Source organism: Rhodococcus sp. MT28, from assembly GCF_058792695.1.
In genome coordinates this window covers 383,277-397,341 of the sequence record NZ_JBXAFD010000001.1, presented here as the reverse complement: position 1 = coordinate 397,341, position 14,065 = coordinate 383,277, and the positions used below count along the sequence as shown (strand labels likewise).

The window sequence follows — 14,065 nt, the reverse complement described above, 5'->3', positions numbered from 1 at the left end:
CAGACGAGACGGTGAGCAGATGGATCTCTTCGAATACCAGGCGAAGGAACTCTTCGCCAAGCACGGAGTGCCGACTTCGGCTGGACGTGTTACAGACACAGTCGCCGGCGCACGCGAGATTGCCGAAGAAATCGGTAAGCCCGTGATGGTGAAGGCACAGGTCAAGGTAGGCGGCCGCGGCAAGGCCGGTGGCGTCAAGTACTCGCCCGACGTGGATGCCGCAGTGGCAAACGCCGAGGCAATCCTGGGCCTGGACATCAAGGGCCATGTCGTCAAGAAGCTGCTGGTCGCAGAGGCAAGTGACATTGCCGAGGAGTACTACATCTCCTTCCTGCTCGACCGCACCAACCGCACCTACCTGGCCATGTGCTCGGTAGAGGGTGGCGTCGAGATCGAGGTCACCGCCGAGGAGAACCCCGACGCTCTCGCCAAGATCCCCGTCGACGCAGTCAAGGGCGTCGACCTCGCGTTCGCGCGCAGCATCGCCGAGGCAGGAAAGCTGCCCGCAGAGGTGCTCGACGCAGCGGCCGTGACGATCCAGAAGCTGTGGGAGGTCTTCATCGGCGAAGACGCACTCCTCGTCGAGGTCAACCCCCTCGTTCGTACGCCTGACGATCAGATCCTCGCCCTCGACGGCAAGGTCACCCTCGACGAGAACGCAGCGTTCCGTCAGCCCGGCCACGAGGCATTCGAGGATCGCGACGCTACCGATCCCCTCGAGCTCAAGGCCAAGGAAAACGACCTCAACTACGTCAAGCTCGACGGTGAGGTCGGAATCATCGGCAACGGCGCAGGCCTGGTCATGTCCACGCTGGACGTCGTCGCATACGCCGGCGAGAACCACGGTGGCGTCAAGCCCGCCAACTTCCTCGACATCGGCGGCGGAGCTTCCGCTGCAGTCATGGCTGCCGGCCTGGATGTCATCCTCAACGATGCACAGGTCAAGAGCGTGTTCGTCAACGTCTTCGGCGGCATCACCGCGTGTGACGCAGTTGCCAACGGCATCGTCGGCGCACTGAAGACCCTGGGTGACGAGGCCAACAAGCCGCTCGTCGTTCGCCTGGACGGAAACAACGTCGAAGAGGGTCGTCGCATCCTCGCCGAGGCCAACCACCCGCTGGTCACGGTCGTCGCAACCATGGACGAGGCCGCCGACAAGGCCGCCGAACTCGCTCACGCAGCGAAGTAAGGGACTCACAGAACAATGGCAATCTTCCTCACCAAGGATTCAAAGGTCATCGTCCAGGGCATCACCGGCGGCGAGGGCACCAAGCACACCGCTCTGATGCTCAAGGCCGGCACCCAGGTCGTCGGCGGCGTCAACGCTCGCAAGGCCGGCACCACGGTCTCGCACGTTGCAGCTGACGGTTCCCCTGTCGAGCTCCCCGTCTTCGCGACGGTCGAAGAGGCAATCAAGGAGACCGGCGCAGACGTCTCCATCGCATTCGTTCCCCCGGCCTTCTCGAAGGACGCCATCGTCGAGGCCATCGACGCGGAGATCCCGCTCCTCGTGGTCATCACCGAGGGCATCCCGGTTCAGGACTCCGCTTACGCTTGGGCGTACAACGAGTCCAAGGGCAAGAAGACCCGCATCATCGGACCGAACTGCCCCGGCATCATCACCCCGGGTGAGGCCCTCGTCGGCATCACGCCCGCCAACATTGCAGGCACCGGCCCCATCGGCCTGGTCTCCAAGTCGGGCACCCTGACCTACCAGATGATGTACGAACTCCGTGACTTCGGCTTCTCCACCGCCATCGGCATCGGCGGCGACCCGGTCATCGGAACCACCCACATCGACGCCATCGAGGCGTTCGAGAAGGATCCCGAGACCAAGGTCATCGTGATGATCGGTGAAATCGGTGGCGACGCGGAAGAGCGTGCAGCCGATTACATCAAGGCCAACGTCACCAAGCCGGTCGTCGGCTACGTGGCAGGCTTCACCGCTCCCGAAGGCAAGACCATGGGCCACGCCGGTGCCATCGTCTCCGGTTCCTCGGGAACTGCTCAGGCAAAGCAGGAAGCTCTCGAAGCTGCAGGCGTGAAGGTCGGCAAGACGCCGTCCGCTACCGCTGCTCTCGCTCGCGAGATTCTTCAGTCCCTGTAAGGGGCTTCGCCCCCGTGCGTGGTTAGGGAGTTTCCGGACTCCTTAACCACGCACAGTGGTATCGACCCACATCGACCCGGCAGGTTCCAACTGCCCGGCACCGGATGTGATGGATGCGACGATCGAATCGAGATCGTCGGCGTCACCGGCGGCGAGCGTCATCACCGCCTTCGATCCATACGTAGTTCCGAGCACCGAGACGCCCCGCGCTCTCAGCTCCGCTTCCACCCGACCGGCCTCTGAGTGCCGGATCGCCAAAGTGCGCAGGACCTTTCTCTCCCTGGCCACAAGCTCGGCCGAATCGAGAGCCACCGAGACCGCTCCCGAATACGCGCGGACCAATCCACCGGCGCCGAGCTTGATTCCGCCGAAATAGCGCGTGACGACAACAATCACATCGACCAGATCTCGAGACTTGAGAACCTGAAGCATCGGCACCCCGGCAGTGCCGCCCGGTTCACCGTCGTCGTGTGCACGTTCGACGCGTGAGTTCGCCTCGTATCCGATCACGAAAGCCGAACAATGATGGCGCGCATCGGGATACAGCGATTTCTGCTCCGCGACGAACTCCGTGGCGGCTTCGGCGTCGTCTACCCGGTGAAGCGCGGCGATGAATCGTGAGTGCTTCACCTCGGTTTCGACGACGTGGTCGGCGCCGGGCGCGAGGGTGAAGGGCATCTGCCCATTGTCTCCTGTCGGTGTTAGCGTGCGAAGTCGAGACACATACGCTGGTAACCATCGAAGACCGTCTACGAGGAGAAGTCATGACGTTCACGCCGCAAGGGCCCAGCTTCGGGCCACCGAATCAGCCGGCAGCGGGCGGTGGAACCAAGAATCTCGGATTCATCCTGCTCATCGCCGTCGCGGCACTCGGCCTGATCAATTTCCTGCTCGGTTTTGCGCCCTTCACGTCGATCAGTGGAAGCAGCAGCGGCATCGGTAGCGGCCTGGATACCAGTTCGAGTTTCTTCGAATCGAGCATCTACGGCCTCGGATTCGTTTTCGCCGGCGGTGTGGTTGCGGGCGTATCGCTCCTCCCGAAGCAGTCGTATGCAGGCATTGCCGCAGCGCTCACCCTCACGGGTTTCTTCGCTTTGGTGTTCGCCGCGTTCTCCGTCGGTACCAGCGACTACGTCGACATCAGCCTCGGTTGGGGCCTGATCATCGTGCTGATCCTCTCGTTCGTGCAGACCGTCGTCGCAGTCGCCGCGTTGTTGTTCGAGATCGGAATTCTGAAGGCGCCCGCGCCCCGACCGGTAGCTCAGCAGTACGGTCAGCAGCAGCCTTACGGCCAGCCCCAGGGCCAGGCGCCGGGGCAGGCGCCAGGTCAGCCACAGGGATACGGACAGGCTCAGTACGGCCAGCCTCAGCAGGCTCAGCAGCCGGGCCAGTACCAGCAGAATCCGCAGTACGGGCAGGCGCAGCAGCAGGGATACGGGGGAGCGCACGCCGCCCCCGTCGACCCGACCGCTTCGCAGCCGCCTTACGGCCAGACTGCGTCTCCCTACGGGCAGAACCCGGTGCAAAATCCCGGACAGACCGACTCGTCGGCCGCGACGACGTCGTCTTACTATCCGCTGACCTCTCAGCCCGGTGGCCAGCCGAACCCGAGTTACTCGTCGGATCAGTTCACCGCTCCACGCGGTTACGGCCAGCCGTACAACCAGCAGCAGACTGGCTCGACCGAGCAGCCGACGGGCTTCGAGCCGCCTACCTTCGAAGCGCCGACGCCGTCTGCGGAACCTGACCAGGGCAGCAGCGATTCCGCGGCCGAGACCAAGGTCTTCGGCTCGCAGAACCCCGACGAGCGTCAGCAGTAGTATTTCTTCGTTTCACGAACATGAATGTGGCCTCCGACCCGCTGCGGGTGGAGGCCACATTCCGTGAGCCCGACGGCGCGCCTGAGTGCGCGGCGCACTGTCGAGTGAAACCCTCGAGGGGATGAGTTCTTTGATTGATGGCACCCGGTCCCGTCCCACGTCCTCACGACCCGGACGTGGTCGTACTGGCAGCGGCCGCGTCGGCGGCGGTCGCCCGGGACCGAACCCGGACCTGGCGCGCAAGCTGCTGACCGTCGCCTTCCGACCGTCGGGCCTGACGATGCTGCTGATCGCGGCTGTCGTCGTGGTCACTTTGGTATCGGCGAGCAGCGATCTGACCGGAACCTTCGGCGCCATTGCCACTACATGGTTGGCCATCCACCAGGTGCCGGCGACTATCAGCGGCGTCCAACTCGGTGTACTGCCACTGCTTCCAACGGCGGTCATGATGTGGGTGGTCGCACGCCGATGCGCGTCGACTGCGGTGCACACCGACTCCCGTGACGACACCCTCCGCCTGGTGGGGGCGGCGGTAGCCGGACCGTTGACTATCACGGCAATCGCTCTCGCCGTTGTCGCCGACGCCTCCGCGGCAATTCCGCTGTCGAGCCCCAACACGTTGGCCGCTTTCGGCTGGGTCGCCGGGATTCACCTGATCGCCGCGTCCGTCGGTGTTGCTGCTGCGCACTGGGATCGCGTCGTCGCCGAGATTCCGCCGTGGGCATCTGCCGCTGTTCGTCCGGCCGTGGCTGCGTCGGCAGCGCTGCTGGCTGCGGGCGCCGTGGCCGTCGTGGTGTCGCTACTCGTGTCGTGGTCGACGGTCGGTGACCTACTCGCACGCGGCAACGGGTTTGTCGGCGTACTGGGATTGACGGTGTTGTCGCTGCTCTACCTGCCGAACCTCGTGGTCGGTGCAGCCGCGGTGATGACGGGATCGACGGCCGATTTCGGAAACGTCTCCATCAGCGTGTTCGGCAACATCGGTGGAGATCTGCCACCCTTGCCCCTTCTCGGAGCGGTTCCGGAAGGCGTCGCCGGCGGAATCTGGCCGGTGCTGTTGGTCGTTCCGGCTGCGGTGGGTGTGATGCTCGGCCGTGATTGCGCTCGACGCATCGCCGGGCAGGACAGTGTGCTCGCAGTGCTGACGGCAGCTGCCGGTGCCGGCGTCGTCATGGCTCTGCTTGCCCTTGCTGCGGGGGGAGACCTCGGGCAGTTCGGCACCGTCGAGGTCCTGTGGTGGGGCTTCGGTCTTCTGACTTTCGCGTGGCTGGGATTGTTCGGAACCGTCTCGGCGCTGTTCGCGATGTGGTTCTCACACCGCGGACACATGAAGGACGAGGTTGCGCCGCCGACGGCTGAACCGGCTCGAGAATCCGAGCCCGAACTTGCGATCACGGCCGCGGCCACAACGGATGGCGAGGACGACGAAAACGCCGACGAAGTGCTCGCCCAGGAATCTGCGGTGGTAGTGACCAAGGTCGTCGAAGCCGAAATTGTCGAAGAATCAGGCGAACCCGTGCAGGTAGTGACAGAGGAAACCGTCGAGATCGAAGTAGTCGACGCGGAGGTTGTCGCGGCACCCGAGGCGGACCCCACAGCCGGGGCCGAGCCGGAGACCGACCTGCCCTCGAAGCCGCAGGAGTCCAGCGACTAGGCTGTCATGCGGCCGATACTCCGGCCGCATCATCTTCCAGTTCTCAGGAGTAGTGCGCTGACTGCCTCGGCCGACAATCCGCAGCCGACAATGCCCGACAGGGTCCAATTTCGCGACTCTGTCGCGCGGGTAGTCGTACTCGCTTCCGGCGCGGGAACCCTGCTGACTTCGCTGATCGACGCTTCGCATGCCGAGGGATACCCCGCCGAGATCGTTGCCGTCGGTGTAGATCGTGACTGCCTCGCCGCCGAGCACGCTGCGGATTCGAAGATCCCGTCCTTCAAGGTCTCGATCAAGACCTACGAAAATCGTGCCGCCTGGGACGAGGCGCTGACAGCAGCAGTGGCCGAGTACGAACCCGATCTCGTGGTCAGTGCAGGCTTCATGAAAATCCTCGGCCCCAGCTTTCTCGAGCGTTTCGGCGGCCGAATCATCAACACTCATCCCGCGTTGCTGCCTGCCTTTCCCGGCGCGCACGCGGTTCCCGACGCTCTGGCGTACGGCGTGAAGGTCACCGGTTCCACGGTGCATCTCGTCGACGGCGGAGTTGATACCGGGCCGATCTTGGCGCAGGAAGCTGTGCCGGTGCATGACGACGACACCGAGTCTTCGTTGCATGAACGCATCAAAATTGTGGAGCGACGGTTGTTGGCGGACGTCATCGCCGCTGTTGCTACGCGCGGAGTGGTTTCCGATGGACGAAAGGCCGTGATCCCCAGTGAGTGAACGCAAGGCTGTGCGCCGTGCACTTGTCAGCGTCTACGACAAGAGTGGTCTGATCGAGCTGGCCACGGGCCTGCACGAGGCCGGTGTCGAGTTGGTCTCGACCGGTTCGACCGCGTCGAAGATCGCCGACGCCGGAATCCCCGTGACCCCGGTCGAGGCTCTGACCGGATTCCCGGAATGCCTCGAAGGCCGTGTGAAGACGCTGCATCCGCGCGTCCACGCCGGCGTTCTCGCCGATACCCGCAAGCCGGATCACCTCGCTCAGCTCGAGGAACTCGGCATCGCGACCTTCGAATTGGTTGTCGTGAACCTGTACCCCTTCACCGAGACGGTTGCCTCGGGCGCTAGCCCGGACGAGTGCGTCGAGCAGATCGACATCGGCGGCCCGTCGATGGTGCGTGCTGCAGCCAAGAACCATCCGTCGGTTGCCGTCGTGGTCGATCCGGCTCGTTACGCCGACGTCCTGACTGCCGTTGCCGGTGGCGGATTCACCTTGCGTGAGCGCACTGTGCTTGCGGCGCAGGCGTTCCAGCACACTGCGTCGTACGACGTCGCTGTTGCGAGCTGGATGACGAGCACGATCGCCGCTGACGAAGACGGTTCGCTGTTTCCGGCCTGGGTCGGTGCTACCTGGAACCGCAGCGCAGTTCTTCGCTACGGCGAGAACCCGCACCAGGACGCTGCGCTGTACGAAAACCCGGCTGCGCCTGCAGGTTTGGCTCAGGCGGAGCAGTTGCACGGCAAGGAGATGTCGTACAACAACTACACGGACTCCGACGCAGCGTGGCGCGCAGCGTACGACTTCACTGATCCGGCCGTCGCAATCATCAAGCACGCCAACCCGTGTGGCATCGCCATCGGCACCGACATCGCCGACGCCCACCGCAAGGCGCATGCATGCGATCCGGTCAGTGCTTTCGGTGGTGTGATCGCTGCCAACCGCGAGGTCACCGTCGAACTGGCCGAGCAGATCGCCGACATCTTCACCGAGGTCGTCATCGCGCCCTCGTACGAAGACGGAGCTGTCGAGGTTCTGCAGCGTAAGAAGAACATTCGTGTTCTGAAGGCAGCCGCTCCGACCGCTACCGGAATCGAACTGCGTCCGATCTCCGGCGGTACCTTGCTCCAGCAGCGCGACGTCCTGGACGCCGACGGCGACAACCCGGCCAATTGGACCCTCGCCAACGGTGAGGCTGCCGATGCCGAGACTCTCGCTGACCTCGAATTTGCTTGGCGCGCCAGCCGTTCGGTGAAGTCCAACGCGATCCTGCTGGCCTCCGGCGGTGCCTCTGTCGGCGTCGGCATGGGCCAGGTCAACCGCGTCGACGCAGCGCATCTGGCTGTTCAGCGAGCCGGTGACCGCGTCGTAGGTTCGGTTGCAGCTTCGGACGCGTTCTTCCCGTTCCCTGACGGTCTGCAGGTGCTGCTCAACGCCGGCGTCAAGGCTGTTGTGCAGCCGGGTGGTTCGGTTCGCGACAACGAAGTGATTGCCGCAGCCAAGGAAGCCGGTGTCACTCTCTATCTGACCGGTGCGCGCCACTTCGCGCACTGACCCCTGCGTCGGTAGCGGGCCTCGACTCCTCAACGGGAGTTCGGGGCCCGTTCTGCATTCAGGCCGCCCGGGTCTTTCAGGCGGCGCTGCTGTGGGTGCCCTGGAGTTCGCGGGGTGAGCCGGTGATGACGACGCGTGAGGCTCCGCGACTGCGGATCTCGCTGATCAATGCGCCGAGGGTAGCTTCGTGGGCCGCATCGGAGTGTGAAAGATCCAGGGTGACGGCGTATCCGGTGAGGTCACCGGGCAGATCGACATACGGCGGCGCGATGGACAGTTGGTTGACTCGAAGTTTCATGTGGTGCTCCTGCGTGTGAAAGGTAAAAGAAAAGGCACCCGAGGCGTTTGCCCTGGGTGCCGAGAACGAATCCGGTGAAACTGGGGATCATTCTCGGGGTACACCGCGCTTGTTGCCCATGTGCTTGGCCGACATTGCGGCCGAAAAAATGTGCTTGTCTGCGGTGCAGCTGCGCCACGAAGGTACGGATACGACGTGCGGGTGTAGCGACATGATGTCCGGTCCTTTCTGTGTGGCGTTGCTAGTTAATGGATGACCGTACAGCACGGATCGAGGGTTCGCACCAATAAAAAGCGCCGCGAACGTAAACTCCGGGTGACTTCTGTCCCCAGGTTCGCTGGATTGAAAGAGTCTTCATTGCAGGTCAGGCGTAGAAAGCAGAATTCCCTCCGCGATGGTTCGCGGAGGGAACTTTCTACCTGAAAAAGAGGACGTTCGGTCTGTACGTGATCAGGAGAACGAACGGACCCACGCTGTGAAGGGCTCCGAGAACTCTGCCGAGTACGGAAGCGGCGCGACGTAGTCGGCACCGGTGGACTGTTCGTCGCCGATGTCCTTGAGTACGAAGTTGGCGTTGCGCATCCGCACGGAAGTCAGCGCTGTATGTGAGAGCGCGGCGTCGAGTGCCGCGACATCGGCGGGAATGACTTGGATGTCCTTGTCCGAGCAGCTCGTGAGAACGGGCATGCCCGCCGGTAGCGCCGCCACGAGCGCAACCGGGTCCAATGCGTCTTCCTCGGCGAGTGCCTTGGCATTGGCGTGTACGAGTCCCGCATTCTGCAGCGGCTCGGGCAGGTCATCCGGAACAGTGCCCTCGGATCGCAGCGACTCGACGGCATCGGCGAGCGCGACGCGCAGTTCGTCAGCCAGTTCGACCGGCAACTGACCGGCGCCGACGACGGCGTCGAGCTGGCGGTGAATCTGCGTCGTGAGTAGATCGAGAAGTCTGACGCTGAGTGGCTCGAGCAGTGCGAGGGCGCTGACTCTCGTGCCCTCTTTCGCGGTGGCGAGAGCCAGTGCGACTACGGCGCCGTCGCTGTGTCCCACCACGAACAAGCGCTCGGGATCGACACCGGGTTGCCCGGCGAGGTAGTCCAGTCCGTCGGAGGCGGCGTCGACAAAAGTGTTGAAGCCGAGATCGGCGATGTCCTCGATGTCGTAGTCGCCGAGGGCGGTTTCGCCACTGCCGAGCTTGTCGTAACGCAGGCTTGAAATCCCTTGATTTTCAAGAAGATCCGCGATGAACCGCAGAGTTCCGATGTCGCCTTCGAGGAGGGCGCTGTCGCCGTTGCGATCGGTGGGGCCGCTGCCGGCCAGAATCAGCGCGGCCGGGGCAGGGGCGTCGGGTGAGGCGGCCAGGCGAAGACTCCCGTACAGGGTGACGTCGCCGGATTGGAACGAGATCTCGGTGTCGGACATGACGACTTGTCTACCAGGTCGGTGCGGTCAGGCGGTGCGCAGACTCCGGACACGACGCCAGCCACGCCAGCTGAACCACAAGAGCGCGGCGAGCAGGGGAATGATCAGGAGCGGCAAGATCATCGCGATCAAGGAGGTGAAGAAAGTCAGCACATCCTCGATGACGGAAACGACGGGATTTGCCAGCCCACCGGTAGTGGCCGTACTGACCGCGCGAGTGCCGGTCTGCGCGGCGCTGAACGTCAACGCCGTCGGCGCTCCGACGATGATGCCCGCCAACGCGGCCATCGCAGGGTCGAGATGGCTGAAGGCCGCCCAGGCCGCGATCACTCCGGCGATCGGCCCCGTGACGTTCCCGATCACCGAGAGTGCGTTGTCCACGAACGGAATGAGGTCGGCACCCAGTTCGACCACCGCGGCGATTGCCAATGCCACCAGCGCGCCGGTCGATCCGATCCACCGCATCGACTCGCCGACGGTGATCCCGAACAGTTCGAAGTGGACGGCAGCGCTGAGCATCAGCAGGGGCAGGAAGGTTCGCATTCCGGACGCTGCGGCGAGTCCGAGGCCGAGCATGGCGGGCAACACCCAGGTATCCATGGGTGGAGTTTAGGTCTACTGTGCGCCTTTATTAACCGCCGGCGGTTAATAAAGGCGCACAGCAAAGTCTCGGAAAGGACCTTTCATGGCGACAAACCCGCAGCCGATGTTCTTCCTCAACCTGCCCGTCAAGGACCTCGGCAAGGCCACCACCTTCTACGAGGGCCTCGGATACTCCAAGAACACGCAGTTCTCCGACGAGAACGCGTCGTCGATGGTCATCAGTGACACCATCGTCGTGATGCTGTTGGCCGAGCCCTTCTTCAAGACCTTCACCACCAAGGGCATCGCCGACACCTCGACGTCGACGGAAGCGCTGCTCGGTCTCTCGGCCGAGACCCGTGAGGCCGTCGACGCCCTCGTCGACAAGGCGCTCGAGACCGGCGGTTCCGAAGGTAACGCGACGCAGGATCACGGCTTCATGTACAGCCGCAGCTTCCAGGATCCCGACGGCCACATCTGGGAAATCATCTGGATGAATCCCGAGAACATCGAGGGCTGAGCGACCGAACTTCCTTGGCGAGAGGCGAAACCCCGCAAACACTCGTAGCGTGGAGTGGTGACTGTCGCAAAAACCCTCGGAGAGCTACGCGCCTCCGGACACGTACAGCGAAGTGTCAAGGAAGAACTACGAGAGAATCTTCTCGCCGCGTTGCGGGACGGCCGTGACCCCTGGCCCGGGATAGTCGGGTTCGAGGACACGGTCGCCCCGCAACTCGAGCGGGCGCTGATCGCCGGCCACGACGTGGTTCTGCTCGGCGAACGAGGTCAGGGAAAGACGAGGCTGCTTCGCACTCTCGGGCTCCTGCTCGACGAGTGGACGCCCGTCATCGAAGGCTCGGAACTGGGGGAGCACCCGTACGAGCCGATCACCCCGGCTTCGATACGTCGAGCCAAGGAACTGGGCGACGACCTCCCGATCGCCTGGCGACACCGCAGCGAGCGGTACTCCGAGAAGTTGGCGACGCCGGATACCTCGGTCGCCGACCTGATCGGCGACGTCGATCCGGTCAAGGTTGCCGAAGGCCGGAGCCTCGGTGATCCGGAGACCATTCACTTCGGCCTCGTGCCTCGCGCGCATCGCGGAATCGTGGCCATCAACGAGCTTCCCGACCTCGCCGAGCGCATCCAGGTCTCCTTGCTCAACGTGATGGAAGAGCGGGACATCCAGGTCCGCGGGTACACGCTTCGGCTTCCGTTGGACGTTCTTCTGGTCGCGAGCGCCAACCCCGAGGACTACACCAACCGCGGGCGCATCATCACACCGCTCAAGGACCGCTTCGGCGCAGAAATCCGCACTCACTACCCCGTCGAGTTGGCGGGCGAGATCGCGGTGATCGAGCAGGAGGCGCACCTGGCCGCGGAGGTGCCTGACTACCTTCTCGAAATTCTTGCCAGGTTCACGCGCTTGCTACGCGAATCCACCTCGGTGGACCAGCGATCGGGTGTGTCGGCACGCTTTGCCGTCGCCGGCGCGGAAACCGTCAGTGCCGCCGCGGTACGACGGGCAGCGGTGCTCGGCGAAGCCGATCCTGTTGCGCGGCCCGTCGATCTCGAGTCCGTGGTCGAGGTTCTTCGCGGCAAGGTCGAGTTCGAATCCGGTGAAGAGGGACGAGAACTGGAGGTGCTCGAGCACCTGCTGCGTCGCGCGACGGCCGATACGGTTCGGGTACGTCTCGGCGGGATCGACCTGGGGATGCTGGTTGCTGCGGTGGAGATGGGCAACACGATCGTCACCGGTGAATCTGTCACGGCCAAGGCATTTCTCGACGAGCTTCCGGACCTCGAGGTCCTGGACGAAGTAGCCGAACGCCTCGGCGCGCAATCCGACGGCGAGCGTGCCGCCGGTGCCGAACTTGCCCTCGAAGGGCTTTACCTCGCGCGCCGGATCTCCAAAGATCAAGGCCCGGGCGGCCGCTCGGTGTATTCGTAAGGGGCAGTGATGATCCACAATCCGCGGTACGGGCCTTACGACGGTGGTCCCGATCCGCTCGCGCCTCCCGTGGATCTGCGCGAGGCCCTGGCAGCAATCGGCGACGACGTGTTGTCGGGCACGTCGCCGCGCCATGCCCTCCGAGAGCTCCTGCGCCGAGGCAACCGGGACATGCGCGGGCTCGACGACCTTGCTGCCCAGGCGAACCGGCGCCGACGTGAGTTGCTACGCCGCAACAATCTCGACGGAACGCTCGACGAGGTTCGTAAGCTTCTCGACAAGGCGGTGCTCGAAGAGCGCAAAGAACTGGCACGTGCTCTCGACGACGACGCACGATTCAACGAAATGCGGATCGAGGAGTTACCGCCGTCGACAGCTCAGGCCGTGCAAGATCTGGCCGACTACAACTGGCGCAGCGAACAGGCTCGCGCGGATTACGAGAAGATTCGTGATCTGCTCGGACGTGAGGTTCTCGATCAACGCTTCTCGGGAATGAAGCAGGCACTCGAGGGCGCCACCGACGAGGATCGTGAGCAGATACGCCAGATGCTGGCTGATCTGAATCAACTGCTCGACGCGCACTCTCGCGGCGTCGACACTGCGGAGCAGTTCGCGGAGTTCATGGACAAGCACGGGCAGTATTTCCCGGACAACCCGCGCAACGTCGAGGAACTTCTGGATTCTTTGGCGCAGCGCGCGGCGGCTGCACAACGATTGCGGAACTCGCTCTCGCAGGAGCAGCGTGACGAGTTGGATGCGTTGGCGCAGCAGGCGTTCGGTGATCCGAGCCTGATGAGTGAGCTGAGTCAACTCGACCAGTTCCTTCAGGCGGCTCGGCCGGGTGAGGACTGGGAAGGTTCGCAACAGTTCCGCGGCGACAACGGAATGGGGTTGGGTGAGGGGACCGGTGCCCTGCAGGACATCGCCGAGCTGGAATCCTTGGCGGATCAACTGTCGCAGCAATACGCGGGCGCGGCGCTCGACGACATCGACCCCGAGCTACTCGCGCGGCAACTCGGCGACGAAGCCGCCGCTGATGCTCGCACCCTGGCCGATCTCGAAAAGGCTTTGCAGGAACAGGGTTTCTTCGATCGTGCACCGGATGGTCAATGGCGCTTGTCGCCCAAAGCCATGCGACAGCTCGGGCAGACTGCTCTGCGCGATGTCGCCGGGCAACTGTCGTCGCGAACCGGTCAACGCGATACGCGTCGGGCCGGTGCGATGGGTGAACCGACCGGAGCGTCCCGCGAATGGGAATTCGGGGACACGGAACCGTGGGACGTCACGAGAACCATCACCAACGCCGTCCTGCGTGACCCGGGCCGAATGCCGGTGCGGCTGAGCGTCGTCGATGTCGAGGTGGCCGAAACCGAACAGCGCAGTCAGGCCGCGGTTGCTCTCCTGGTGGACACGTCGTTCTCGATGGTGATGGAAGAGCGTTGGGTACCGATGAAGCGCACCGCTCTGGCACTCAATCATCTGGTGAGTACGCGATTTCGCAGCGACGAACTCCAGTTGATCGCCTTCGGACGCCACGCGCACGTGCTGAGCCCGTCGGAGCTCGCTGGTTTGGACGGCGCGTGGGACCAGGGAACCAACCTGCACCACGCACTGTTGTTGGCGGCCAGGCATCTTCGACGCCACTCCAACGCACAGCCGGTGGTACTGATCGTCACCGACGGTGAGCCGACGGCTCATCTCGAAGCGGACGGAGAAGCCAGGTTCGACTACCCGCCGAGTGCGCGAACCCTCGGTTTGACGGTTCGAGCACTCGACGCGGTGGCCAGGCTGGGCGCCAAGGTCACGTTCTTCCGCCTCGGTGAGGATCCAGGTCTGGCCAGGGTGGTCGACCGGATGGCGCACCGTGTGGGTGGACGCGTCATCGCGCCGGACCTGGACGGCCTCGGCGCCGCGGTCGTGAGTGACTACATGCGAGGTCGCCGCTAATTCTGCCGC

Annotated in this window: 13 protein-coding genes; 9 read left to right on the top strand and 4 right to left on the bottom strand. The window is 64.0% G+C overall.

The features are described 5' to 3' along the window. Positions 1 to 19 precede the first annotated feature (19 nt). On the top strand, positions 20 to 1,189 hold the full coding sequence (sucC, locus tag AC1Q6C_RS01865; RefSeq protein WP_003946426.1) for an ADP-forming succinate--CoA ligase subunit beta: 1,170 nt from the start codon (positions 20 to 22) through the stop codon (positions 1,187 to 1,189). A 15-nt stretch (positions 1,190 to 1,204) separates the two neighbouring features. Next, positions 1,205 to 2,107 carry a succinate--CoA ligase subunit alpha gene (gene sucD / locus AC1Q6C_RS01860; protein WP_003946432.1) on the top strand — a complete coding sequence of 301 codons (903 nt, stop codon included), beginning with the start codon at positions 1,205 to 1,207 and terminating at the stop codon, positions 2,105 to 2,107. Between the two features lie 42 nt (positions 2,108 to 2,149). Here the strand turns inward: sucD and AC1Q6C_RS01855 are convergent, their stop codons facing one another. Continuing rightward, complete coding sequence (locus AC1Q6C_RS01855) at positions 2,150 to 2,785, bottom strand: IMPACT family protein (protein WP_003946418.1); 636 nt, start codon at positions 2,783 to 2,785, stop codon at positions 2,150 to 2,152. Between the two features lie 86 nt (positions 2,786 to 2,871). Between AC1Q6C_RS01855 and AC1Q6C_RS01850 the strand changes: the two genes are divergently transcribed. The 4 genes from AC1Q6C_RS01850 to purH all read left to right on the top strand — a co-directional run bounded on the left by AC1Q6C_RS01850 (position 2,872) and on the right by purH (position 7,859). After that, positions 2,872 to 3,927 carry a DUF5336 domain-containing protein gene (locus tag AC1Q6C_RS01850; RefSeq protein ID WP_042921326.1) on the top strand — a complete coding sequence of 352 codons (1,056 nt, stop codon included), beginning with the start codon at positions 2,872 to 2,874 and terminating at the stop codon, positions 3,925 to 3,927. A 121-nt stretch (positions 3,928 to 4,048) separates the two neighbouring features. Then, positions 4,049 to 5,581 (top strand): cell division protein PerM, encoded by a 1,533-nt coding sequence (locus tag AC1Q6C_RS01845; protein ID WP_492666347.1) that lies wholly within the window; start codon positions 4,049 to 4,051, stop codon positions 5,579 to 5,581. A 6-nt stretch (positions 5,582 to 5,587) separates the two neighbouring features. Next, complete coding sequence (purN, locus tag AC1Q6C_RS01840; RefSeq protein WP_030534875.1) at positions 5,588 to 6,307, top strand: phosphoribosylglycinamide formyltransferase; 720 nt, start codon at positions 5,588 to 5,590, stop codon at positions 6,305 to 6,307. After that, positions 6,300 to 7,859, top strand: coding sequence for a bifunctional phosphoribosylaminoimidazolecarboxamide formyltransferase/IMP cyclohydrolase (gene purH, locus AC1Q6C_RS01835; protein WP_003946407.1), 1,560 nt, complete (start codon positions 6,300 to 6,302; stop codon positions 7,857 to 7,859). Before purN ends, purH begins: the two co-directional genes overlap by 8 nt. A gap of 76 nt (positions 7,860 to 7,935) precedes the next feature. On the opposite strand, the gene AC1Q6C_RS01830 is transcribed toward purH, so the two are convergent. The 3 genes from AC1Q6C_RS01830 to AC1Q6C_RS01820 form a co-directional block, all read right to left on the bottom strand. After that, entirely contained in the window at positions 7,936 to 8,157 is a 222-nt protein-coding gene (locus AC1Q6C_RS01830) for a hypothetical protein (protein WP_003946391.1), read from the bottom strand. Between the two features lie 450 nt (positions 8,158 to 8,607). Then, a complete protein-coding gene (locus tag AC1Q6C_RS01825) occupies positions 8,608 to 9,576 on the bottom strand; it encodes an alpha/beta hydrolase family protein (protein WP_230358947.1) in 969 nt (322 codons plus the stop codon). A gap of 27 nt (positions 9,577 to 9,603) precedes the next feature. After that, positions 9,604 to 10,176 carry a DUF4126 domain-containing protein gene (locus tag AC1Q6C_RS01820; RefSeq protein WP_007727593.1) on the bottom strand — a complete coding sequence of 191 codons (573 nt, stop codon included), beginning with the start codon at positions 10,174 to 10,176 and terminating at the stop codon, positions 9,604 to 9,606. 85 nt (positions 10,177 to 10,261) lie between these two features. Between AC1Q6C_RS01820 and AC1Q6C_RS01815 the strand changes: the two genes are divergently transcribed. Genes AC1Q6C_RS01815 through AC1Q6C_RS01805 form a run of 3 tightly spaced genes read left to right on the top strand, consistent with a single transcriptional unit; the run spans position 10,262 to position 14,056 of the window. Beyond that, entirely contained in the window at positions 10,262 to 10,678 is a 417-nt protein-coding gene (locus AC1Q6C_RS01815; protein WP_003946398.1) for a VOC family protein, read from the top strand. Positions 10,679 to 10,732: 54 nt separating this feature from the next. Next, positions 10,733 to 12,109, top strand: a complete 1,377-nt coding sequence (locus AC1Q6C_RS01810; protein WP_102999408.1) for an ATP-binding protein — start codon at positions 10,733 to 10,735, stop codon at positions 12,107 to 12,109. Between the two features lie 9 nt (positions 12,110 to 12,118). Further along, positions 12,119 to 14,056 (top strand): VWA domain-containing protein, encoded by a 1,938-nt coding sequence (locus AC1Q6C_RS01805; RefSeq protein WP_042449031.1) that lies wholly within the window; start codon positions 12,119 to 12,121, stop codon positions 14,054 to 14,056. Positions 14,057 to 14,065: the final 9 nt, after the last annotated feature.

What these genes read in the sequence shown, in the direction of transcription:
- sucC (WP_003946426.1), top strand. Translation starts at nt 20, where the DNA reads ATGGATCTCTTCGAATACCAGGCGAAGGAACTCTTCGCCAAGCACGGA.
- sucD (WP_003946432.1), top strand. Translation starts at nt 1,205, where the DNA reads ATGGCAATCTTCCTCACCAAGGATTCAAAGGTCATCGTCCAGGGCATC.
- AC1Q6C_RS01855 (WP_003946418.1), bottom strand. Translation starts at nt 2,785, where the DNA reads ATGCCCTTCACCCTCGCGCCCGGCGCCGACCACGTCGTCGAAACCGAG.
- AC1Q6C_RS01850 (WP_042921326.1), top strand. Translation starts at nt 2,872, where the DNA reads ATGACGTTCACGCCGCAAGGGCCCAGCTTCGGGCCACCGAATCAGCCG.
- AC1Q6C_RS01845 (WP_492666347.1), top strand. Translation starts at nt 4,049, where the DNA reads ATGAGTTCTTTGATTGATGGCACCCGGTCCCGTCCCACGTCCTCACGA.
- purN (WP_030534875.1), top strand. Translation starts at nt 5,588, where the DNA reads ATGCGGCCGATACTCCGGCCGCATCATCTTCCAGTTCTCAGGAGTAGT.
- AC1Q6C_RS01830 (WP_003946391.1), bottom strand. Translation starts at nt 8,157, where the DNA reads ATGAAACTTCGAGTCAACCAACTGTCCATCGCGCCGCCGTATGTCGAT.
- AC1Q6C_RS01825 (WP_230358947.1), bottom strand. Translation starts at nt 9,576, where the DNA reads ATGTCCGACACCGAGATCTCGTTCCAATCCGGCGACGTCACCCTGTAC.
- AC1Q6C_RS01820 (WP_007727593.1), bottom strand. Translation starts at nt 10,176, where the DNA reads ATGGATACCTGGGTGTTGCCCGCCATGCTCGGCCTCGGACTCGCCGCA.
- AC1Q6C_RS01815 (WP_003946398.1), top strand. Translation starts at nt 10,262, where the DNA reads ATGGCGACAAACCCGCAGCCGATGTTCTTCCTCAACCTGCCCGTCAAG.
- AC1Q6C_RS01805 (WP_042449031.1), top strand. Translation starts at nt 12,119, where the DNA reads ATGATCCACAATCCGCGGTACGGGCCTTACGACGGTGGTCCCGATCCG.